Source organism: Pseudomonas agronomica, from assembly GCF_025917275.1.
In the GTDB taxonomy this organism is placed as follows: Bacteria; Pseudomonadota; Gammaproteobacteria; order Pseudomonadales; family Pseudomonadaceae; genus Aquipseudomonas; species Aquipseudomonas agronomica.
The window spans coordinates 1-18,007 of sequence record NZ_JAOSHO010000061.1 but is presented as its reverse complement, the minus strand read 5'-3'; the positions used below and the strand labels follow the sequence as shown (position 1 = coordinate 18,007).

Sequence of the window (18,007 nt, the reverse complement as noted above, 5' to 3'; positions counted from 1 at the left end):
TTTGCAAGGGCAATAAAAAACCGTGCCCGGATCGCTCCGCGGCACGGTTTTTTATCAAGCGATCTTACTTGTTGACCGCGTCGGTCAGGCCTTTGGCCACAACCAGCTTGATCACTTTCTTGGCCGGGATTTCGATGGCTGCGCCAGTCGAAGGGTTGCGACCGGTACGGGCAGGACGCTCGGTGACTTTCAGCTTGCCAACGCCTGGCAAGGTCAGTTCGCCGCCGTTTTCCAGCTGATCGGCAACGACTTGGCCCAGTTGGTCCAGCAGAGCACGCACGGTAGCTTTTGGTGCGTCTACAGATTCAGCCAAATCAGCGATCAGTTGGTCTTTAGTAAGAGCCATGTAGTGTTCCTTCCCTATCAAATTCATATGGATTGCAGAGTGCAGTGTCAGCCATCGAGCCCGATCTATCTGATCAGCCGCCCTCGGTCATCACCACGACGGATCGGGGTAATAGATGCCGAAATCCGGGTTTGGTTCGACCTGACAAATGCTGAATGCACGCTTAACGCAGTGACATCGCGTAAGACCGGGCAAAACTAGCACAACGCCTGTGAAATATCCGCCTCTACCTACCCAAATGGTCAGCTTTATTGCGCTAAATCGGTAAAAAAACGCTCACAGGACGTCGGACGGGTCCGAAAGGGCCTTCGACGCGCTGCAAAACCAGTGATTGCGGTACACTGGGCCCTTTTTCGGGGAGCGTGCCCTCCTCTCTTTCATCAGCCGAGAAATCCATGCCGATCCGTCATTGCATCGTCCACCTGATCGACAAAAAACCCGACGGCACCCCTGCTGTGCTCCACGCCCGCGACTCCGAACTGGCTGAGTCCACGGCCATCGAGAACATGCTCGCCGACCTCAATGAAAGCTATAACGCCAAACAAGGCAAGGCCTGGGGTTTCTTCCACGCCGAGTCCGGGGCGCATCCGTTCAGCGGCTGGCTGAAGGAGTACCTGGATGGCGGCAAGGATTTCACCGCGTTCAGTCGCGTGGCGGTGGAGCATCTGCAGAAACTGATGGAAGAATCCAACTTGTCGGTGGGCGGTCATGTGCTGTTCGCCCATTACCAGCAAGGCATGACCGACTACCTGGCCATCGCCCTGCTGCACCACAGCGAAGGCGTTGCTGTCACTGACGAGCTGGACGTCACCCCGTCTCGTCACCTGGATCTGGGCCAGCTGCACCTGGCGGCGCGGATCAACGTGTCGGAATGGCAGAACAACAAGCAGTCCAAACAGTACATTTCGTTCATCAAGGGCAAGAACGGCAAGAAGGTTTCGGAGTACTTCCGTGACTTCATCGGCTGCCAGGAAGGCGTGGACGGCCCCGGCGAGACCCGCACCCTGCTCAAGGCCTTCAGCGACTTCGTCGAAAGCGAAGACCTGCCGGAAGACGATGCCCGGGAAAAGACCAAGACCTTGGTGGACTACGCCAGCAGCCAGGCCAAGCTCGGCGAACCCATGGGCCTGGAAGAACTGTCCGAGCTGATCGACGAAGAGCGCCCGAAAGCCTTCTACGATCACATCCGAAACAAGGACTATGGCCTGTCGCCGGAGATCCCGGCGGATAAACGCACCCTCAACCAGTTCCGCCGCTTCACCGGCCGCGCCGAAGGCTTGTCCATCAGCTTCGAAGCGCACCTCCTGGGCTCCAAGATCGAGTATGACGAAGAGGCGGGCACGCTGATCATCAAGGGGTTGCCGACGTCGCTGACTGATCAGCTCAAGCGTCGCAATTGATATTCAGCACAACCACTGAATATCGTCTCAACAGCACGCCATCGATGCCCCGCGATGGCACTGTTTAAATCCCATGAGCTGGACAACGGCCGCCCAAAACACGTGGACGCCGTTGGTCGGCACTGTCAAGTCCTACAGTATTATTGCCGTTGAACCATTCGATATTTTTATATGCGTCCAGTCGGTCTCCCGACTGGAACGACCTCATGACCGAACTCGTATGTGGAGCATATAAAAATGAAATCGAATATTCGTCGTGCAATCTTACGTGTGCAACAGGTAGCCGGTGTTGGCCTGTTAAGCTTAATGGCCGCGATTTATGCCGATTCGGCTTCTGCCGCGACTTATAAATGTACAGTCACTACTCTGGCAGGAGCAACAATAGCAGGCCCCATTGACATTACCGCAAATACGACCCCCGACGCTTTGAACCAAGCGAAAGCCGCGTTCAATGCGCAGGGTGTTAATACCTCAGTCGGTTGGATCTTTTGCAATCTTTGACCCACGCCTCACCCAACGCCCAAAGCAACTGCTTCGGGCGTTTGGATAAACCTTATCCTTACCTTGAAAATCAATGTGGATTACAACCTGCCGCCACTGCCGCGTCATGGGAAACGTCGGGCCTGTAGGGTTCCATATTCCACTCAGACTTACTGCGTGAAATAGCGAGGTGACACACCAGTTGGCGACGCATACCACCACCGTCATTATTTACCCAGCGCGGATCGTCGCCATATCTTCTTACCAACTCCGCATACACCGCATCAGTACTTTCCGCCGTGGCCATACGGCCCCTGTCGGTAGGAACGACAGACAGGCTCCATTCGTCCTTCCGAGTGCCAGGGTCATAACGCTTTATCCATTTGGCGTAGTTGATATATCCGTCCATTGGATTTGCCATCTTGATAGCCTGGTCGGCCTCATTGAAAACAAAACTGGCATCTTGGGCCCGGGTTCCGGGCAATGTCATCGCAATCACAGGGACCAGAACGGAGGTTGTCGAGAAATAATCCCTTTGGTCATACTGGGCATCCTCCAGCCCCCCCGGCAGATAAAAGAACGCTTTTATTGGCAACGTCTCAGGCCGGTTGACGTCCCACGCCGCCGTAGCCAACCTCATTTCATTTTGTTGATGGATGGTTCCGTTGTCGCCCAGGCTCATTGCCTTGATGGCCTCGTTGAAGGAAAGGGTCGCCTTTTCCTTGGCATCATCCTTTACATTGAAGCCGCACTGACTCAGGTTATTGAAACGGTCAGCAACACGCTTGTCATACCATTGCTCTGCTGTGTAAATGCCTTGCCGATGACAGAGATCACTATTTGATTGGGCTCCTTGAGCGACACCGCAGCCATTTTCAGTTCGTACGTTAGTGGCTCCATCCACCGGAAACATACATAAAACATTAATTTTCTGTCTTCCCACAGGCGCAAACAGCGGAGGAAATATAATAAAGCCGTTGTTCTCGTCGCGAACCAATCTTCTGAATTCCGCATCTGCTCTTAAATAGGAGAATGAGAACCCTCCACTTGCAACCGCGGCGGGACTAGGCGCCCAGGACTTATAGGCTGTAGAAGGAATCGTTGCGCGAAAAATAATACCGCTGCATAGGAATCCCGGCATAGAAGCGGTGCCGCAATTAACAGGTCTGTCGTTGTAGAGCGTTTTCAACTCATAGGCGACCTGTGCTCCGGAGGTCTCCAATGCTTGAACTACAGAACCGTATGACAGCAATAACCCAAAACCAGTTGATATCAGACTTGTCGCTAGCATTTTCATGTCAACACCTCTTATTACTGACGATTAACAAGAGCACCGCATACGCACTTACGGCGCTAAGCTGGACGATTCACTAGGTATTATTACAACCTGCTGCTACAGCTTTTTCATGAGTGGTATCAGGCCGAAATGGCTCAAGATTCCATACATCCTTCTTACGCACGGTAGAAATCAAACACACCAATTGTCGGCGCATCCCTCCACCGTCCTGCTCCCTCCACTCGGCGCTGCTGCCATAACTACGCAACATCTCACTGAAAAATGCCTCGGTTTGTTCGGGCCCAATTGATCTTCCGCAATCCGTCGGAATGACCGACAGCGTCCAAGCCTGCGCATTCAAACTGGGATTAAAATGTTTCTCCCAAGAGGCAGAATCGATATATCGTTTACAAACGACATCACCCAGTGAGGCTTGGTCAGCACTACTGTATGTAAACGTTGCGTCTTGCCCCGGTGTTGCGGGGAAGGTCAATTTAATGACGGGAACAAATCTCCCTCCATCGGCATAAAATGCGCGCTGATCCTTTTTAGCGGACTCCACGCCCCCCGCCAAATAAAAAAAAGCTTGTATTGGAAGTTGTTCAGCCAGCCCGGAAGGCCATGCCGCAATTCGTATTTCATTATTACTGAGCCCTCCACTACTGAAGTTCTCATTCTCTGTATATTTCATGGAGCGCAGCACCTCCATGAACGCCTCGGCACCTCTTCCCTGCGGATTTGACGCTACGTTAAATCCGCAGGAAAGAGCATGGGAGCCCCCATTATTCCGGTAATGCGTATTCCATTGCTCAGCGGTAGCTATGCCCAGGTTTTGGCAGTAGTCTTCAACTTGAGGTGTTGACGTGAAGTCACCACAGCCGGCCGAAAGCCGGCCATGACTCCCGGCATCAACAGGAAACGCGCAGAGCACGCTGACCTTGGTCATCGTACTGACCGGTTTCAGGAATTCCGGATAAAGGATATAGCCATTTTTATGATCAGAGGCCAGGGAGTTGAACTTCGCATCTCTTCGCAAGAAAGAAAATGATGTTGCGCCCTGAGCAGTTGATTGGGGACTCGGGTCCCAAGCCCTGTAGTTGTCAGAATATACCGTACCTCGCAGGATGACACCTGAACATAAAAAGGAAGGTCTGCTGACTGCTCCGCAATCGGTTTTCAGGTCGTTATAATTACGCCTTAGCTGATCTGCGACTTCAATGCCACGTTGTTCCGGAGTCGCGTAGGGCAATATAGTTGCGCCGCATAACATCAACCACGCGGAGGCCGCTGACACTAGAGATATACATTTCATAGCGCACCCGTTTTTTAAAGTTTCCATCCACAGTGAAACGCAGCCCACAGGCGCCGCCCACTGTCGGAACTAACAGTTTTTTAAACTGATCCGCTATAAGGGGATGGAGTAATAGGGCACGAAACGCTAGGCGCGGCCGTCCGTTGCGGTGGCCAGTTCGGATACTCGTCGACCGGCAGGCAATAACGGAGTCATGGAAACCGGTATTGCCTGGTCATGGGGTGGACTGAAACTTCAAGCTGGATGGGACGTGCTTCAGTTACTTGGACGAAAGACTGAAACCCATCCGCGGGAAATGCACATGCACTACCCCGGCGCGCTCATCTTCGCGACGCAAGATCAGCTCCTCACTGCCTGCAAACAACAACTCTCCGGCCACCGGATCGACGCCATAGTCAGTCGCGGCGACCACTACCTGCTGCCCCATCACAAAGCCATTCGGCTCATTGAACAGTTCATCCGGCAGCGCCGCCGGTGCAGCGTTCCGGGCCACGTCCAACGCATCTTCGGAGCTCATCTCTTTAGGCGCGCCATGACCAAAGCCCAACACCCGCGCGAGCCAAGCCGATACGGCCGGATGCTCATCCACCAACGGCGACGTAACGGGCGTGCCCTTGAGGAACCACAGCGGATGCGCCATGGCAAAATCGGCAATCGACGGATCGCCCAACAGGAAGTCCCCTTCTTCGCGCTGCAATTGCTGCTCGAGCCGCGCCATGATCGTCGGCCACTGATGCTTGGCCTGCTCGGCAGACAGACGCGTGGTCGTGCCGCCACTGAACAGCCCGGCGCGGTCGCTGATGAACGCCTTGATGGCTTCAGGGGACAGCCTGGCAAAACGCACCGCCACCGATTCAGGCTGGAACACCAGGCTCACCGCATGTTGGAACACCACCGAATCAGCCCACGCCGCGAAAGACGCTGCGATCATTTCACGGCCTTCAGGGAACAGCGCAGGTGAAGCCTTTTCCCGTTCCAGCCGACGGGCCATCAACGACGTGTCGCAATAGATATCCGCGCCGATCTGCAACACCGGCGTCTTGCGATAGCCGCCCGTCAATGCCGTCAGGTCGGGCTTGGGCATCATCGGCGGGATGCTCACCGAACGCCAGGCCAGGCCCTTGAAGCCCAGCAGCAGGCGGGCCTTTTCCGCGAAAGGAGATGTCGGGTAATGGTGAAGGATCAGCTCTGACATGAGATTCGCCAATGCAGGTAGGAAGTCCCGCACTGTAGCGTGACATCGAGCAACAGCCTACCCGCGTGATGAAGGGCTATCAGTGCGGTTGATCGAGCGCTGTTGCGCTGGCCACCAAGCATTCCTTGGCACTCTTCCTCAGCTTTTTGATCAGCCGCTCCTGGCGCAGCGCCTCGCCCTTGTCGCGACAGGCCTCGGTATACACCAGGGCCACCGCCGGGCTGGACAGGAAGAAGCGCGCGCCCTTGCCGCTCTGATGCTTGGCGAAGCGCCGCACCGGGTCATCACTGATGCCGCAGTACAGCGAGCCATTGGCGGCCCGCACTAGGTAGACAAACCAGGGCTTGCCCGGCTCGGTCGCCTCGGGCATGCATAGATCGGAAGATTCGTTTGCGGTCGTCACGGATGTTCAGCAAGCACGTAGGAAACAAGCCGCGATCTTATCAGCGACTGGCCTGGAACGCCCGCAGCCCCTTGAGGGCCTGGGCCCGGACGGCGTTGCGCACCAGCGGCGTCCAACCCAGCAGCAGGCCCTTGGTACCCAACGCCTGACGAGACCAGCGCCACAGATCGAAACTGTCGTGGTGCTCACAGATCTTGCCATCGCGAAACACGAAGCGCGCCTGGATATCGTTGATCACAACATTGCCGGTCTGGCTGAACAGGTACGTCGCCACCCAATGTGCACCGCCGCTGCGCTCGTCGCTGCGCACATTATCGAAGGTCAGGGAAAAGTCCTTGGCCCGGGTCGTCAGCATGCGCCACATGTCACCGGCATCGCGCCCGCGCAGTTCGCCGAACGCTGGATCGCTGAACACCACGTCATCGGTGTAGCAAGCGCTCATGGCTTCGGCATCCAGGCGCTGGAAGGCCTGATAAAAACGGGTGATCAAGGCGTTGTGGGCATCACTCATGGACCGGCTCCGAAACGTTTCAGTAGGCCTGCACGATAATCTGCTACCGCGGGGAAGACCATCGTCATTCGCCATGAAAATGATATCAACGACGATCCGTGACTCTTTCGCTGACCACACCCACATACAACGCCCGTCCGGCACCGATACCAGCGATGATTGCTCCCAGGCCAATCAAGCCAAAGATCCAGCCCAGGGCATTCCAGCCGCCGGTCAAGTCATGGACCACGCCGACCGCGAAAGGCCCCAGCGACGCCAGCGTATAACCAAAGCCCTGGGCCATGCCGGACAGGTTGGCGGCCACATGGGCATCCCGCGAACGCAACACGATCAGGGTGAGCGCCAGGCTGAACGTCGCGCCCTGCCCCAACCCCAACAGGATCGCCCAACCCCACAAACCATCGATCGGCGCGTAGAGGCAACCGAACAACCCGCCCAGGGTCATGAGCATGACGATCACGATGGCAAGGCGCTGGTCCTTGCCACGCGTTGCCAGCCAGGGCGCCGCCAGCGAACTGATCAACTGCACGATGACCGAGCCGGACAGCACGAGCCCGGCCTGGGTCGGGCTCAGCCCCCGGCCGATAAGAATCGAGGGCAGCCAGCCGAACACAATATAGGCCAGGGACGATTGCAGCCCCATGTACAAGGTCACTTGCCAGGCCAAGGGATCACGCAGCAAGCCACGGACCCGGTACGCCACTTGATGGGCGCCGTGTTCCTGGCCCACTTGTGGCAGCCAGAACACCGCAGCCACCAACGCCGGGGCCACCCAGAATCCCAATCCCAAGGTCCAATTGTTCCCAAGGTGTTCGCTCAGCGGCACCGTCGCCCCTGCCGCCATCGCGGCGCCCAGGCAAAGGGCCATGGTGTAGACACCGGTCATGGTGCCGGCCTGTTTGGCGAAGTCGCGCTTGACGATGCCCGGCAACAGCACGCCGATGATCCCGATACTGGCACCCGCCAGAATACTCCCGGCGAACAAGCCGAACTGGCCGAACGAACTGCGCAGGACAATTCCACCGGCCAGCGCCAGCAAGATCCCCAGCACCACACGCTCGGCACCGAAACGCCGCGCCAGCACCGGCGCCAACGGCGCGAACAGGCCCAGGCAAAGCACCGGCAGCGTCGTCAACAAACCCGCTTGCGCAGCCGACAGCCCCAAGCTCTTTGAAACCTCGCTAAGCAGCGGCGCCATGCTCGACAGCGCCGGGCGCAGGTTCAACGCAACCAGTATCAGCCCAAGCAACAACAGCCAGGGCCTAGGCACCAACGGGTGGCTCTGCTGGGTCTGCTCGTCGTCGGCTTCGGCATCGATCAGCAATTCTTCAAGTTCGGCGGCGCGTTTATGCGCGGCGGCGGTGGTGTGATCTAGCGGATCGCGGGACATGGAAAACTCGGGGTCAGGGTTCATTGATCAACTGCCGGCACAGGGCCTTGGCCCGCTCCGGATCCTGTCGCTCGACGGCTTCGAGGATTTCGATGTGCAGATCGAACACGTGTTGATGACGAGGAATGATGTTGAGGCTGTGGCGCAATTGCGCGCCGATCACGCTGGAAAAATAGCGATACAGCTCGCTGAGGGCCGGATTGTGGGCGGCGTCCACCAATAGACGATGGAAGATCAGATCGCAGGCGATGTAGTGCTCCAGGTCGCCGTGATAATGCTCGCCGCTGGTTTTCAGCGCCTGGCGCAACGCAAGCAAATCCTCATCGGTACGCCGCAGCGCCGCCAGGCCGATGGCCTCCACCTCCAGGATGTGGCGGGTTTCCCGAGCCTGTTCCAGCGAACAGCGCGACAACGCCTTGAGCGTGTCCAGCGGATCGACCACTGCCCGGACATAACTGCCATCGCCCTGGCGTATCTCGATCAACCCGGAAAACGCCAGCACGCGCATGGCTTCGCGCACGGTGTTGCGGCTGATACCGAGTTCGGCCACCAGCTCCGGCTCGGTGGGCAAGCGCTGGCCGACGGCCCAGACCCCGTCGCTGATGCGTTGACGCAATTGCTCCAGGGCCTGATCAACCAGGGAGCGTTTTATCAATGGTGAAATGTCGGACATGGGACTCGCCTTTTCATCCAATCATAGGATGAATTTTCTGACATGTTAGTCAGCTTCATGTAGGACGGCAACCGCCTAAGGTCAACGGGAGGCAAAAGAAACGAGATTTTCGATTAGTCAAAATTACCCTTTAAGGGTAATTTTACGAACAAGGCGCACCGTTCCATGGAAAAGAACACACCCCATTACGCCTTGGTAGCGATACAGGCGGATGTCAGGCGGCTTAAAGGGAAAGCTTTCACCAGCACTGCGAAGAACACTGCTCGAACGCTCGGTTTAAACGTCTCGGACATGCAGCAGGTCATCCATGGGCTTGAGCGAAAACAGTTCTACAAATCGATGACCACCTATGACGATCATCGAGTCTGGCATGACGTCTACCACGCCAATTCACACGGTCTGCAGATTTACCTGAAGGTGACGTACCGCCCCTGCGGAGGCCCACCGGTAATTTCCTTCAAGGAGAAAACTCATGAAACACCAGCAATGCTTCAGCTGTGGTGCCCCGGAGGGCATGTTGCATTTCGAAGGTCGCGGCGAAACCATCAGCGTCAAGGGGCTGGAACGCCGGATCGATGACTTGTCTGGCTGGGAATGTCAGATGTGCGGCGAAGTCGAGCTCGATTCAAGCTGCTCGGATCGCTACGACCAGGCAGGTGATGAACTGGTCAATGCGGCCAGGCGAATGATCGGTGAAGAGATCAAACGTGTCCGGCGCAAACTGCATCTGTCGCAAAAGGAAGCGGTACTGCTGCTATCGGGCGGTGGACACAACGCTTTTTCCCGCTACGAGCGTGGCGAGGTCCTGGCGCCAAAAGCACTGACGTTGCTGATGCGCCTGCTTGATCGCTACCCGCACCTGCTTGCAGATGCAAGAACCCTGGCTGAAGACGCGGACCTGAGAGGATTCAAGACGACAGTGCACAAGGAGCACGAAACCCTCACGGCCTCCTGAGCCGCCGGCACTGCAAAAAAATAAACCCGGACAAGTCCGGGCTTATTTCACTGCCTGGCGCCGATCAATGCAGGATCTGGCTCAGGAACAGCTTGGTGCGGTCGTTCTGCGGGTTGTCGAAGAAGTCGTTCGGCGCGGCCTGTTCGACGATTTCACCCTTGTCCATGAAGATCACGCGATTGGCCACGGTGCGGGCGAAGCCCATTTCGTGAGTCACGCAGAGCATGGTCATGCCGTCTTCGGCCAGGCCGATCATGGTGTCGAGCACCTCTTTCACCATTTCCGGGTCGAGGGCCGAGGTCGGTTCGTCGAACAGCATGATCTTCGGCTTCATGCACAAGGCGCGGGCGATCGCCACACGCTGTTGCTGACCGCCGGAGAGCTGGCCCGGGTACTTGTGCGCCTGCTCTGGAATGCGAACGCGTTCCAGGTAATGCATGGCGATTTCCTCGGCCTTGCGCTTGGGCATCTTGCGCACCCACATCGGCGCCAGGGTGCAGTTCTGCAGGATGGTCAGGTGCGGGAACAGGTTGAAGTGCTGGAACACCATGCCGACTTCACGGCGGATCGCTTCGATCTGCTTGAGGTCGTTGGTCAGTTCCACGCCATCGACCACGATGCGACCCTGCTGGTGCTCTTCCAGGCGGTTGAGGCAGCGGATAGTCGTGGACTTGCCGGAACCCGACGGGCCACACAGCACGATACGTTCGCCCTGCTTGACGTTCAGGTTGATGTCTTTCAACACGTGGAACTGGCCGTACCACTTGTTCACGCCCTGCATCTGAATAATGCCTTCAGGGCTCACAGGCTGTTTGATCGCTTCACTCATGAGTCAACTCCTAACGCTTGTGGCCAGTGTCCAGCTTGCGTTCCAAATGCATGGAATAGCGGGACATACCAAAACAGAAAATCCAGAACACCAGGGCGGCGAACACATAGCCTTCGGTGGCCATGCCCAGCCATTTCGGGTCGGCGGCAGCTTGTTTCACGCTGTTGAGCAAGTCGAACAGGCCGATGATGATCACCAGGCTCGTGTCCTTGAACAACGCGATGAAGGTGTTGACGATACCCGGGATCACCAGCTTCAGGGCTTGCGGCAGAATTACCAGGCCCATGCTGCGCCAGTAGCCCAGGCCCATCGCCGCGGCCGCTTCGTATTGCCCCTTGGGAATCGCTTGCAGGCCACCGCGCACCACTTCGGCCACGTAGGCCGACTGGAACAGGATCACGCCGATCAGTGCCCGCAGCAGCTTGTCGAAGTTCATGCCTTCAGGCAGGAACAGCGGCAGCATGACCGAGGACATGAACAGCACCGTGATCAACGGCACGCCGCGCCAGAACTCGATGAACGTCACGCAGACCACGCGGATCGCCGGCAGGTTCGAACGACGGCCCAGCGCCAGGACGATGCCCAGCGGCAAGGCGCCGGCGATGCCGACGGTGGCGATCACCAGGGTCAGCATCAGGCCGCCCCATTGGCTGGTCGCCACGGTGGCCAGGCCCAGCACGCCACCGTGCAACAGGCACCAGGCGACGATCGGGTACACCACCAGGAAGCTCAGGCCGTAGATCGCCTTGCGCGGGAAGCGCGAGATGAACAGCGGCGCCACGCCGATCACGGCCAACCACACGGTGAGGTCTACGCGCCAGCGCAGCTCCGTCGGGTAGTAGCCATACATGAACTGGCCGAAGCGCTGCTGGATGAACACCCAGCAGGCGCCCTCCTTGGTGCAATCGGCGCGCGTGGTGCCTACCCAGTTGGCATCCAGGATCGCCCAATGGAGGATCGGCGGGATGATCAAGTAGATCAGGTAGAACGCGAACAGGGTCAGCAGCGTGTTGATCCAGCTGGAGAACATGTTCGCGCGCATCCATGCCACCGGCCCGAACACTTTGCTCGGTGGCGGCATATCAGGTTTGAAAGTATGGGATGTCATGCGCTTTTCCTCACCGCTCGATCAGCGCAATGCGCTTGTTGTACCAGTTCATCAGCAAGGAAATGCTGATACTGATCGCCAGGTACACACTCATGGTGATCGCGATCACCTCGATGGCCTGGCCGGTCTGGTTCAACACCGTGCCAGCAAACAGCGAAACCATTTCCGGGTAACCGATACCGGCGGCCAGGGACGAGTTCTTCGCCAGGTTCAGGTATTGGCTGGTCAACGGCGGGATGATCACGCGCAGGGCTTGCGGGATGATCACCTTGCGCAGGGTCGGACCGTTGCGCAGCCCCAAAGAGTGAGCCGCCTCGGTCTGGCCATGGCTGACCGACTTGATACCCGAACGCACGATCTCGGCGATGAACGCCGCGGTGTACACGGTCAAGGCCAGGGTCAACGCCAGCAGCTCAGGGATCAACACCCAGCCGCCAACGAAGTTGAAGCCCTTGAGCTCCGGCATCTCCCAATGCACAGGCGCCCCGAAAACCAGGGTGCACAGCGCCGGGATCACCAGGAACAACGCCAGGCCGACCCAGAATTTATGGAACGGCTCGCCGGTCGCTTCGAACCGCTTGTTGGCCCAGCGGGTCATCAGCACGATCGCGACAATCGCCAGCACGATACTGACCACGAACGGCCAGAACCCTTCCGCCATCAGCGCCGCCGGCATGTTCAGGCCTCGGCTGCTGACGAAGAAGGTGTCGCCAAAGTTGTGGGCAGCCCTTGGTCCCGGCATCGTCAGGAATACGGCGAAGTACCAGAACAGGATCTGCAACAGCGGTGGGATGTTACGAAAGACCTCCACGTAGACGGTCGCCAGCTTGGAGATTATCCAGTTCTTCGACAAGCGTGCGACGCCGATGATGAACCCCAGGATGGTCGCCAGGATCACGCCAATGAAGGTCACCAACAGAGTATTGAGCAAACCGATGACAAAGACGCGGGCATAACTGTCCGCTTCGGTGTAGTCGATCAGGTGTTGGGCGATGCCGAAACCGGCACTGCGCTCCAGAAAGCCGAAACCGGAAGTGATGCCCCGGTGTGCAAGGTTGGTCTGTGTGTTATCGAACAGAAACCAGCCCAGTGCGATGACCGCCACGATGGTGACGATCTGAAATACCCACGCACGCACTCGTGGATCGCTGAGGCTGAGCCTCTGCTTAGGTGCGCCGATTGAATTTTGCATGAAGTGCCCCGCAAAGAATGGAACAGAACATCACCCGGTGGTTGGCCCACCGGGTGATAGAACCATCAGCGCACTGGTGGTGCGTATTGGATGCCGCCTGCGTTCCACAGAGCGTTCAGGCCGCGATCGATTTCCAGCGGAGTCTTCTTGCCGAGGTTGCGCTCGAACATTTCGCCGTAGTTACCCACTTGCTTGACGATTTGCACGACCCAGTCTTTCGGCAGCTTCAGGTCTTTACCGTATTCACCGTCAGCACCCAGCATACGAGCCACGTCAGGGTTCTTGGTGGACTTGGCTTCTGCTTCGACGTTTGCCGAAGTAACGCCTGCCTCTTCGGCGTTGAGCATGGCGTAGCCAGTCCAACGAACGATGGCCAGCCACTCGTCGTCGCCGTTACGCACGACCGGGCCCAGGGGCTCCTTGGAAATGGTTTCCGGCAGAACCACGTAGTCCTTCGGCGAAGCCAGCTTGCTGCGCTGGGCGAACAGCTGGGACTTGTCGGAGGTCAGCACGTCGCAACGACCGGATTCCAGCGACTTGGCGCTTTCATCGGAGGTGTCGAAAGTGATCGGGGTGTACTTCAGGCCATTGGCGCGGAAGTAGTCGGACACGTTCAGCTCGGTGGTGGTACCGGCCTGGATGCAGATGGTTGCACCGTCCAGTTCCTTGGCGCTCTTGACGCCCAGTTTCTGGTTGGCCAGGAAGCCGATGCCGTCGTAGTAGGTAATGAAACCAGGGAATTTCAAGCCCATGCCGGCGTCGCGGGAGCTGGTCATGGTGGAGTTGCGCGAGAGCATATCGATTTCGCCGGACTGCAGCGCGGTGAAGCGCTCCTTGGCGTTCAACTGGCTGAACTTGACCTTGGATGCATCGCCAAAGACCGCAGCGGCAACGGCGCGGCAGAAGTCAGCGTCGATACCGACGATCTTGCCGGTGGAGTCAGGCACCGAGAAACCCGGCAGGCCATCACTTACACCACATTGCACAAAACCTTTCTTCTGCACGGCATCCAGGGTTGCACCCGCCTGAGCGAACCCGCTGACGCCGAGGACTGCTGCTGCAGTCACGACTGCCAGGGTGGATTTCAGTAACTTCATTCAAACCTCCAGTTTTGCTCTTGTTGTGTCGGAGCTTGAGTCCTGTCGCACCCTTTTGGGGCATTGCCGACCCTTGTTGGCTTTTTTTAGGGTCAACCGACGTCTGGACCTTCGCTATGAGTCTATTAATGAGAGCGCCAATAAACAGTGGGCTGCTCACTTCTCACCAATCGGCCGAACGGGCTGTAGCCCTTCACGTTCGCGAAGCCCGTAGCGGCTATTGGCGAACATCCATCACCGGATTTCTGATATCCCATGCGTCGCGTCGAGCTGATAGTGTTACCGCGCAGCGTAAGAATCATCACTCAGCTACCCCATAGCAAAGCCCGTACCACACCGCTGCGCTTGCCCCTTACTAAAGAGGTCAAGACAAAAAGTTGTAGTATTGCGACATCTAATTAACTGAGACACCAGGCTCGCACCGTAATCACGCACTGATAGAGCGCGCCCGCACATTTTTGGAGCACACCATGACCGACCCCTTGATTCTCGAGCCCTCCGGCACTGTCGACGCGTGCGTTATCTGGCTCCACGGCCTGGGTGCCGATCGCTATGACTTCATGCCGGTTGCCGAAATGCTGCAGCAAAGTCTGCTGACCACGCGCTTCGTCCTGCCCCAGGCACCGACTCAACCCGTCACGATCAACGGCGGCTACGCCATGCCCAGCTGGTACGACATCCGCGCCCTGAGCCCGGCCCGGGCCATTGACGAAGACCAATTGGAAGCCTCGGCGCAGCGGGTCATTGACCTGATCGATAGCCAGCGAACCAGCGGAATAGACGCCTCGCGGATTTTCCTGGCGGGGTTTTCCCAGGGCGGCGCGGTGGTTTATCACACCGCGTTCGTGAAATGGCAGGGACCGCTGGGGGGCGTGATCGCTCTGTCGACCTATGCCCCGACATTCAGTGAAGAACTGCAATTGTCTGCGAGCCAGCAACGCATCCCGATCCTGGCGCTGCACGGGCAATACGATGAAGTGGTACTCAACCCGATGGGCAGGACCGCCAAGGAGTATTTGAAGCACCATGGTGTCACCGTGACATGGCAGGAATACCCAATGGGCCACGAAGTGTTACCCGAGGAGATTCGCGACATCGGCACCTGGCTGGCCGAACGGTTGCGCTAAGAGGCAAATCGCCACGCCAGCGCTTTGATGAACACACTACGCCGCGCCCGTTTCTTGCATTACACTGGCCGGCGTACATTCCTTAACCAATCGATGAGATGACCGTGCTCAAAGCACTCAAGAAGATGTTCGGTAAAAGCGAGGCCGAGCAGCTCGCGCCTGTTTCCAGCGCGCCAGTCCAAGCCCCGAGCCGCACCGATGCGCAACAACCGCGCCGGACCGCTCCGCCGGTTGCGCAGGCCAAGACAACGCCGACGACCTCACCCGCTGCCCAGCCTGTCGCCGCACCGGTCCAGGAAAAGCCCCGTAGCGAAGCGCCAAGGCCACGCCGCGAACGCGCACCAAAAGCGCCCGTCGTCGCCTGGAAGCTTGAGGATTTCGTCGTAGAACCCCAGGAAGGCAAGACCCGCTTCCACGATTTCAAGCTCGCTCCAGAACTGATGCACGCCATCCAGGACCTGGGTTTCCCCTATTGCACGCCGATCCAGGCGCAGGTGCTCGGTTACACCCTCGCCGGCAAAGACGCCATCGGCCGCGCCCAAACCGGTACAGGCAAGACCGCCGCGTTCCTGATCTCCATCATCACCCAGCTGCTCCAGACTCCGCCGCCCAAGGAACGCTACATGGGTGAGCCGCGGGCGCTGATCATCGCGCCAACCCGCGAGCTGGTGGTGCAGATCGCCAAGGACGCCGCCGACCTGACCAAGTACACCGGCCTGAACGTCATGACGTTCGTGGGCGGCATGGATTTCGACAAGCAACTCAAGCACCTCGAAGCCCGCCACTGCGACATCCTCGTGGCCACGCCGGGCCGCCTGCTGGACTTCAACCAGCGCGGCGACGTGCACCTGGACATGGTCGAAGTGATGGTGCTGGACGAAGCCGACCGCATGCTCGACATGGGCTTCATCCCGCAGGTGCGCCAGATCATTCGCCAGACCCCACCGAAAAGCGAACGCCAGACATTGCTGTTCTCCGCGACTTTCACTGATGACGTGATGAACCTGGCCAAGCAGTGGACGACCGATCCGGCCATCGTCGAGATCGAAGCCGAGAACGTCGCCAGCGAAAACGTCGAACAGCACATCTACGCCGTCGCCGGTGCCGACAAGTACAAGCTGCTCTACAACCTGGTCAACGACAACGGTTGGGAGCGGGTGATGGTATTCGCCAACCGCAAGGACGAAGTGCGCCGCATCGAAGAGCGCCTGGTGCGTGATGGCGTCAACGCCGCCCAGCTCTCCGGCGACGTACCGCAGCACAAGCGCATCAAGACCCTCGAAGGTTTCCGCGAAGGCAAGATCCGCGTGCTGGTCGCCACCGACGTGGCCGGTCGTGGTATCCACATCGACGGCATCAGCCATGTGATCAACTTCACCTTGCCGGAAGTGCCGGACGATTACGTGCACCGTATTGGCCGCACCGGTCGCGCCGGGGCCGCGGGCGTCTCGATCAGCTTCGCTGGCGAAGACGACTCTTACCAGTTGCCGTCGATCGAAGCGCTGCTGGGCCGCAAGATCAGTTGCGAGATGCCGCCAACGCATCTGTTGCGACCAGTTGAGCGCAAGCGGCCTTAGCATCGAGACGGACGCAGAGCGTCCATTGAGGCATTCCCACGCGTGGGAACGATCAGCGCAGCCAATACAGGCTGCGCTTTTTTTTGCCTTGGGATATTGCCCGATTAAACTAAAAGTCCATAATGGACAAATTAGTTTATCTCGCATCCGGAGCATACGATGACCAGCACGCCTCATGTCATGACCCAAGCCCAGGCCCGGGCGCTGCTCGAAAATGTCGATGTGCTGCTGATCCTTCGCAAGCTATTCCGCGATCTCGCCGTCGGGCAAGCCGTGCAGCCGCCCCAGCAGCTGGTGGAGTTCCCCCAGGGCGCCGGGGACTTCATCAACTATCTGGGCGTGCTGGCTGAAGACCAGGTCTACGGGGTCAAGACCTCACCCTATATCGTCCGCGAACAGGGTCCGTTGGTCACCGCCTGGACGTTGCTGATGTCGATGCAAACCGGCCAGCCGCTTTTGTTGTGCGATGCCGCCGAGCTGACGACCGTCCGCACTGCCGCCACCACCGCTGTCGCCGTCGACGCCCTCGCCCCACTCAAGGCCAAGCGCCTGGCAGTGATCGGCAGCGGTTCGGTGGCCCAGGCGCATATTCAATACGTCAAGGGCCTGCGGGATTGGCAAGCCATCAGTCTCTATTCGCCAGGCCTGAAGGCCAGGTCGGCAGAACAACTTGCCTCGATAACAGGCCTGGACCCGCGCCTGCAAATCGCCGACACCCTTGAAGCGACGCTGCACGACGCCGATGTGGTGATGCTCTGCACCTCATCCGCCAAGGCGGTGCTCGACCCGCGGACCCTCGGCAAACCGGCGTTGATCACATCGATCAGCACCAATGCCCCGCGCGCGCACGAAGTACCGCCCCAGAGCCTCAACGACATGGATGTGTTCTGCGACTATCGTCAGACCACCCCGGGCTCGGCCGGCGAGATGCTGATCGCCGCTGAACAGCATGGCTGGGAGGCCTCGAAGATCATGGGTGACTTGCCCGATCTGCTGAGCGAACGGGCCGCGCGTCCGAACTATGAGCGCCATGTGTTTTTCCGTTCCATTGGGTTGGGGCTGGAAGATGTTGCGCTGGCGAATGCGCTGTATCGACTTCACAACTGACACACCCATTTTCCCTTGTGGGAGCGAGC

At 58.3% G+C, this 18,007-nt stretch carries 18 protein-coding genes and 1 pseudogene; 7 read left to right on the top strand and 12 right to left on the bottom strand.

Annotated features, from left to right (window positions below; translation table 11 throughout):
- Positions 1–64: 64 nt before the first annotated feature.
- Positions 65–346 carry an HU family DNA-binding protein gene (locus OC610_RS07595; protein ID WP_030139622.1) on the bottom strand — a complete coding sequence of 94 codons (282 nt, stop codon included), beginning with the start codon at positions 344–346 and terminating at the stop codon, positions 65–67.
- Between the two features lie 395 nt (positions 347–741).
- Between OC610_RS07595 and yejK the strand changes: the two genes are divergently transcribed.
- Together yejK and OC610_RS07585 are read left to right on the top strand one after the other, a co-directional pair.
- Entirely contained in the window at positions 742–1,746 is a 1,005-nt protein-coding gene (gene yejK, locus OC610_RS07590) for a nucleoid-associated protein YejK (protein ID WP_030139623.1), read from the top strand.
- A 237-nt stretch (positions 1,747–1,983) separates the two neighbouring features.
- Positions 1,984–2,247, top strand: coding sequence for a hypothetical protein (locus OC610_RS07585; protein ID WP_264427260.1), 264 nt, complete (start codon positions 1,984–1,986; stop codon positions 2,245–2,247).
- Positions 2,248–2,317: 70 nt separating this feature from the next.
- On the opposite strand, the gene OC610_RS07580 is transcribed toward OC610_RS07585, so the two are convergent.
- The 7 genes from OC610_RS07580 to OC610_RS07550 all read right to left on the bottom strand — a co-directional run bounded on the left by OC610_RS07580 (position 2,318) and on the right by OC610_RS07550 (position 8,986).
- Positions 2,318–3,523, bottom strand: a complete 1,206-nt coding sequence (locus OC610_RS07580; RefSeq protein ID WP_264427259.1) for a DUF2599 domain-containing protein — start codon at positions 3,521–3,523, stop codon at positions 2,318–2,320.
- 73 nt (positions 3,524–3,596) lie between these two features.
- Entirely contained in the window at positions 3,597–4,751 is a 1,155-nt protein-coding gene (locus OC610_RS07575) for a DUF2599 domain-containing protein (RefSeq protein ID WP_264427258.1), read from the bottom strand.
- 322 nt (positions 4,752–5,073) lie between these two features.
- The gene (locus OC610_RS07570; protein WP_264427257.1) at positions 5,074–6,009 is read right to left on the bottom strand and encodes a glutathione S-transferase family protein; all 936 of its coding nucleotides are present in this window, start codon (positions 6,007–6,009) and stop codon (positions 5,074–5,076) included.
- Positions 6,010–6,088: 79 nt separating this feature from the next.
- Positions 6,089–6,412 (bottom strand): GIY-YIG nuclease family protein, encoded by a 324-nt coding sequence (locus tag OC610_RS07565; RefSeq protein ID WP_408636557.1) that lies wholly within the window; start codon positions 6,410–6,412, stop codon positions 6,089–6,091.
- 40 nt (positions 6,413–6,452) lie between these two features.
- The gene (locus OC610_RS07560) at positions 6,453–6,923 is read right to left on the bottom strand and encodes a nuclear transport factor 2 family protein (RefSeq protein WP_264427255.1); all 471 of its coding nucleotides are present in this window, start codon (positions 6,921–6,923) and stop codon (positions 6,453–6,455) included.
- 85 nt (positions 6,924–7,008) lie between these two features.
- The gene (locus OC610_RS07555) at positions 7,009–8,313 is read right to left on the bottom strand and encodes a CynX/NimT family MFS transporter (RefSeq protein ID WP_264427254.1); all 1,305 of its coding nucleotides are present in this window, start codon (positions 8,311–8,313) and stop codon (positions 7,009–7,011) included.
- A gap of 13 nt (positions 8,314–8,326) precedes the next feature.
- Positions 8,327–8,986: a FadR/GntR family transcriptional regulator gene (locus tag OC610_RS07550; RefSeq protein ID WP_264427253.1), complete on the bottom strand. Its 660-nt coding sequence runs from the start codon at positions 8,984–8,986 to the stop codon at positions 8,327–8,329.
- A gap of 165 nt (positions 8,987–9,151) precedes the next feature.
- Between OC610_RS07550 and OC610_RS07545 the strand changes: the two are divergent.
- Positions 9,152–9,454 (top strand): annotated as a pseudogene (locus OC610_RS07545) (type II toxin-antitoxin system MqsR family toxin); the annotation flags it as partial.
- A 4-nt stretch (positions 9,455–9,458) separates the two neighbouring features.
- The gene (locus OC610_RS07540) at positions 9,459–9,941 is read left to right on the top strand and encodes a type II toxin-antitoxin system MqsA family antitoxin (protein ID WP_264427252.1); all 483 of its coding nucleotides are present in this window, start codon (positions 9,459–9,461) and stop codon (positions 9,939–9,941) included.
- Between the two features lie 64 nt (positions 9,942–10,005).
- Here OC610_RS07540 and OC610_RS07535 read toward each other — a convergent pair whose 3' ends face one another.
- From OC610_RS07535 to OC610_RS07520, 4 genes are all read right to left on the bottom strand, one after another.
- Positions 10,006–10,770, bottom strand: coding sequence for an amino acid ABC transporter ATP-binding protein (locus OC610_RS07535; RefSeq protein WP_003178331.1), 765 nt, complete (start codon positions 10,768–10,770; stop codon positions 10,006–10,008).
- Positions 10,771–10,780: 10 nt separating this feature from the next.
- Complete coding sequence (locus tag OC610_RS07530) at positions 10,781–11,878, bottom strand: amino acid ABC transporter permease (protein WP_264427251.1); 1,098 nt, start codon at positions 11,876–11,878, stop codon at positions 10,781–10,783.
- 10 nt (positions 11,879–11,888) lie between these two features.
- The gene (locus tag OC610_RS07525) at positions 11,889–13,070 is read right to left on the bottom strand and encodes an amino acid ABC transporter permease (RefSeq protein WP_264427250.1); all 1,182 of its coding nucleotides are present in this window, start codon (positions 13,068–13,070) and stop codon (positions 11,889–11,891) included.
- A 65-nt stretch (positions 13,071–13,135) separates the two neighbouring features.
- Positions 13,136–14,167 (bottom strand): amino acid ABC transporter substrate-binding protein, encoded by a 1,032-nt coding sequence (locus tag OC610_RS07520; protein ID WP_264427249.1) that lies wholly within the window; start codon positions 14,165–14,167, stop codon positions 13,136–13,138.
- A 470-nt stretch (positions 14,168–14,637) separates the two neighbouring features.
- Here OC610_RS07520 and OC610_RS07515 point away from each other — a divergent pair, with 470 nt between their 5' ends.
- The 3 genes from OC610_RS07515 to OC610_RS07505 all read left to right on the top strand — a co-directional run bounded on the left by OC610_RS07515 (position 14,638) and on the right by OC610_RS07505 (position 17,978).
- On the top strand, positions 14,638–15,294 hold the full coding sequence (locus OC610_RS07515; RefSeq protein WP_264427248.1) for an alpha/beta hydrolase: 657 nt from the start codon (positions 14,638–14,640) through the stop codon (positions 15,292–15,294).
- A gap of 98 nt (positions 15,295–15,392) precedes the next feature.
- Positions 15,393–16,871, top strand: a complete 1,479-nt coding sequence (gene rhlB, locus OC610_RS07510; RefSeq protein WP_264427247.1) for an ATP-dependent RNA helicase RhlB — start codon at positions 15,393–15,395, stop codon at positions 16,869–16,871.
- A 159-nt stretch (positions 16,872–17,030) separates the two neighbouring features.
- Positions 17,031–17,978, top strand: coding sequence for an ornithine cyclodeaminase family protein (locus tag OC610_RS07505; RefSeq protein WP_264427246.1), 948 nt, complete (start codon positions 17,031–17,033; stop codon positions 17,976–17,978).
- Positions 17,979–18,007 lie beyond the last annotated feature (29 nt).

Bases quoted from the DNA above. Each gene is read 5' to 3' on its own strand.
- OC610_RS07540 (WP_264427252.1), top strand. From the start codon at position 9,459: ATGAAACACCAGCAATGCTTCAGCTGTGGTGCCCCGGAGGGCATGTTG.
- OC610_RS07580 (WP_264427259.1), bottom strand. From the start codon at position 3,523: ATGAAAATGCTAGCGACAAGTCTGATATCAACTGGTTTTGGGTTATTG.
- OC610_RS07585 (WP_264427260.1), top strand. From the start codon at position 1,984: ATGAAATCGAATATTCGTCGTGCAATCTTACGTGTGCAACAGGTAGCC.
- OC610_RS07535 (WP_003178331.1), bottom strand. From the start codon at position 10,770: ATGAGTGAAGCGATCAAACAGCCTGTGAGCCCTGAAGGCATTATTCAG.
- OC610_RS07515 (WP_264427248.1), top strand. From the start codon at position 14,638: ATGACCGACCCCTTGATTCTCGAGCCCTCCGGCACTGTCGACGCGTGC.
- OC610_RS07530 (WP_264427251.1), bottom strand. From the start codon at position 11,878: ATGACATCCCATACTTTCAAACCTGATATGCCGCCACCGAGCAAAGTG.
- OC610_RS07555 (WP_264427254.1), bottom strand. From the start codon at position 8,313: ATGTCCCGCGATCCGCTAGATCACACCACCGCCGCCGCGCATAAACGC.
- OC610_RS07550 (WP_264427253.1), bottom strand. From the start codon at position 8,986: ATGTCCGACATTTCACCATTGATAAAACGCTCCCTGGTTGATCAGGCC.
- OC610_RS07505 (WP_264427246.1), top strand. From the start codon at position 17,031: ATGACCAGCACGCCTCATGTCATGACCCAAGCCCAGGCCCGGGCGCTG.
- OC610_RS07570 (WP_264427257.1), bottom strand. From the start codon at position 6,009: ATGTCAGAGCTGATCCTTCACCATTACCCGACATCTCCTTTCGCGGAA.
- OC610_RS07560 (WP_264427255.1), bottom strand. From the start codon at position 6,923: ATGAGTGATGCCCACAACGCCTTGATCACCCGTTTTTATCAGGCCTTC.
- OC610_RS07595 (WP_030139622.1), bottom strand. From the start codon at position 346: ATGGCTCTTACTAAAGACCAACTGATCGCTGATTTGGCTGAATCTGTA.
- OC610_RS07525 (WP_264427250.1), bottom strand. From the start codon at position 13,070: ATGCAAAATTCAATCGGCGCACCTAAGCAGAGGCTCAGCCTCAGCGAT.
- yejK (WP_030139623.1), top strand. From the start codon at position 742: ATGCCGATCCGTCATTGCATCGTCCACCTGATCGACAAAAAACCCGAC.
- rhlB (WP_264427247.1), top strand. From the start codon at position 15,393: ATGACCGTGCTCAAAGCACTCAAGAAGATGTTCGGTAAAAGCGAGGCC.
- OC610_RS07520 (WP_264427249.1), bottom strand. From the start codon at position 14,167: ATGAAGTTACTGAAATCCACCCTGGCAGTCGTGACTGCAGCAGCAGTC.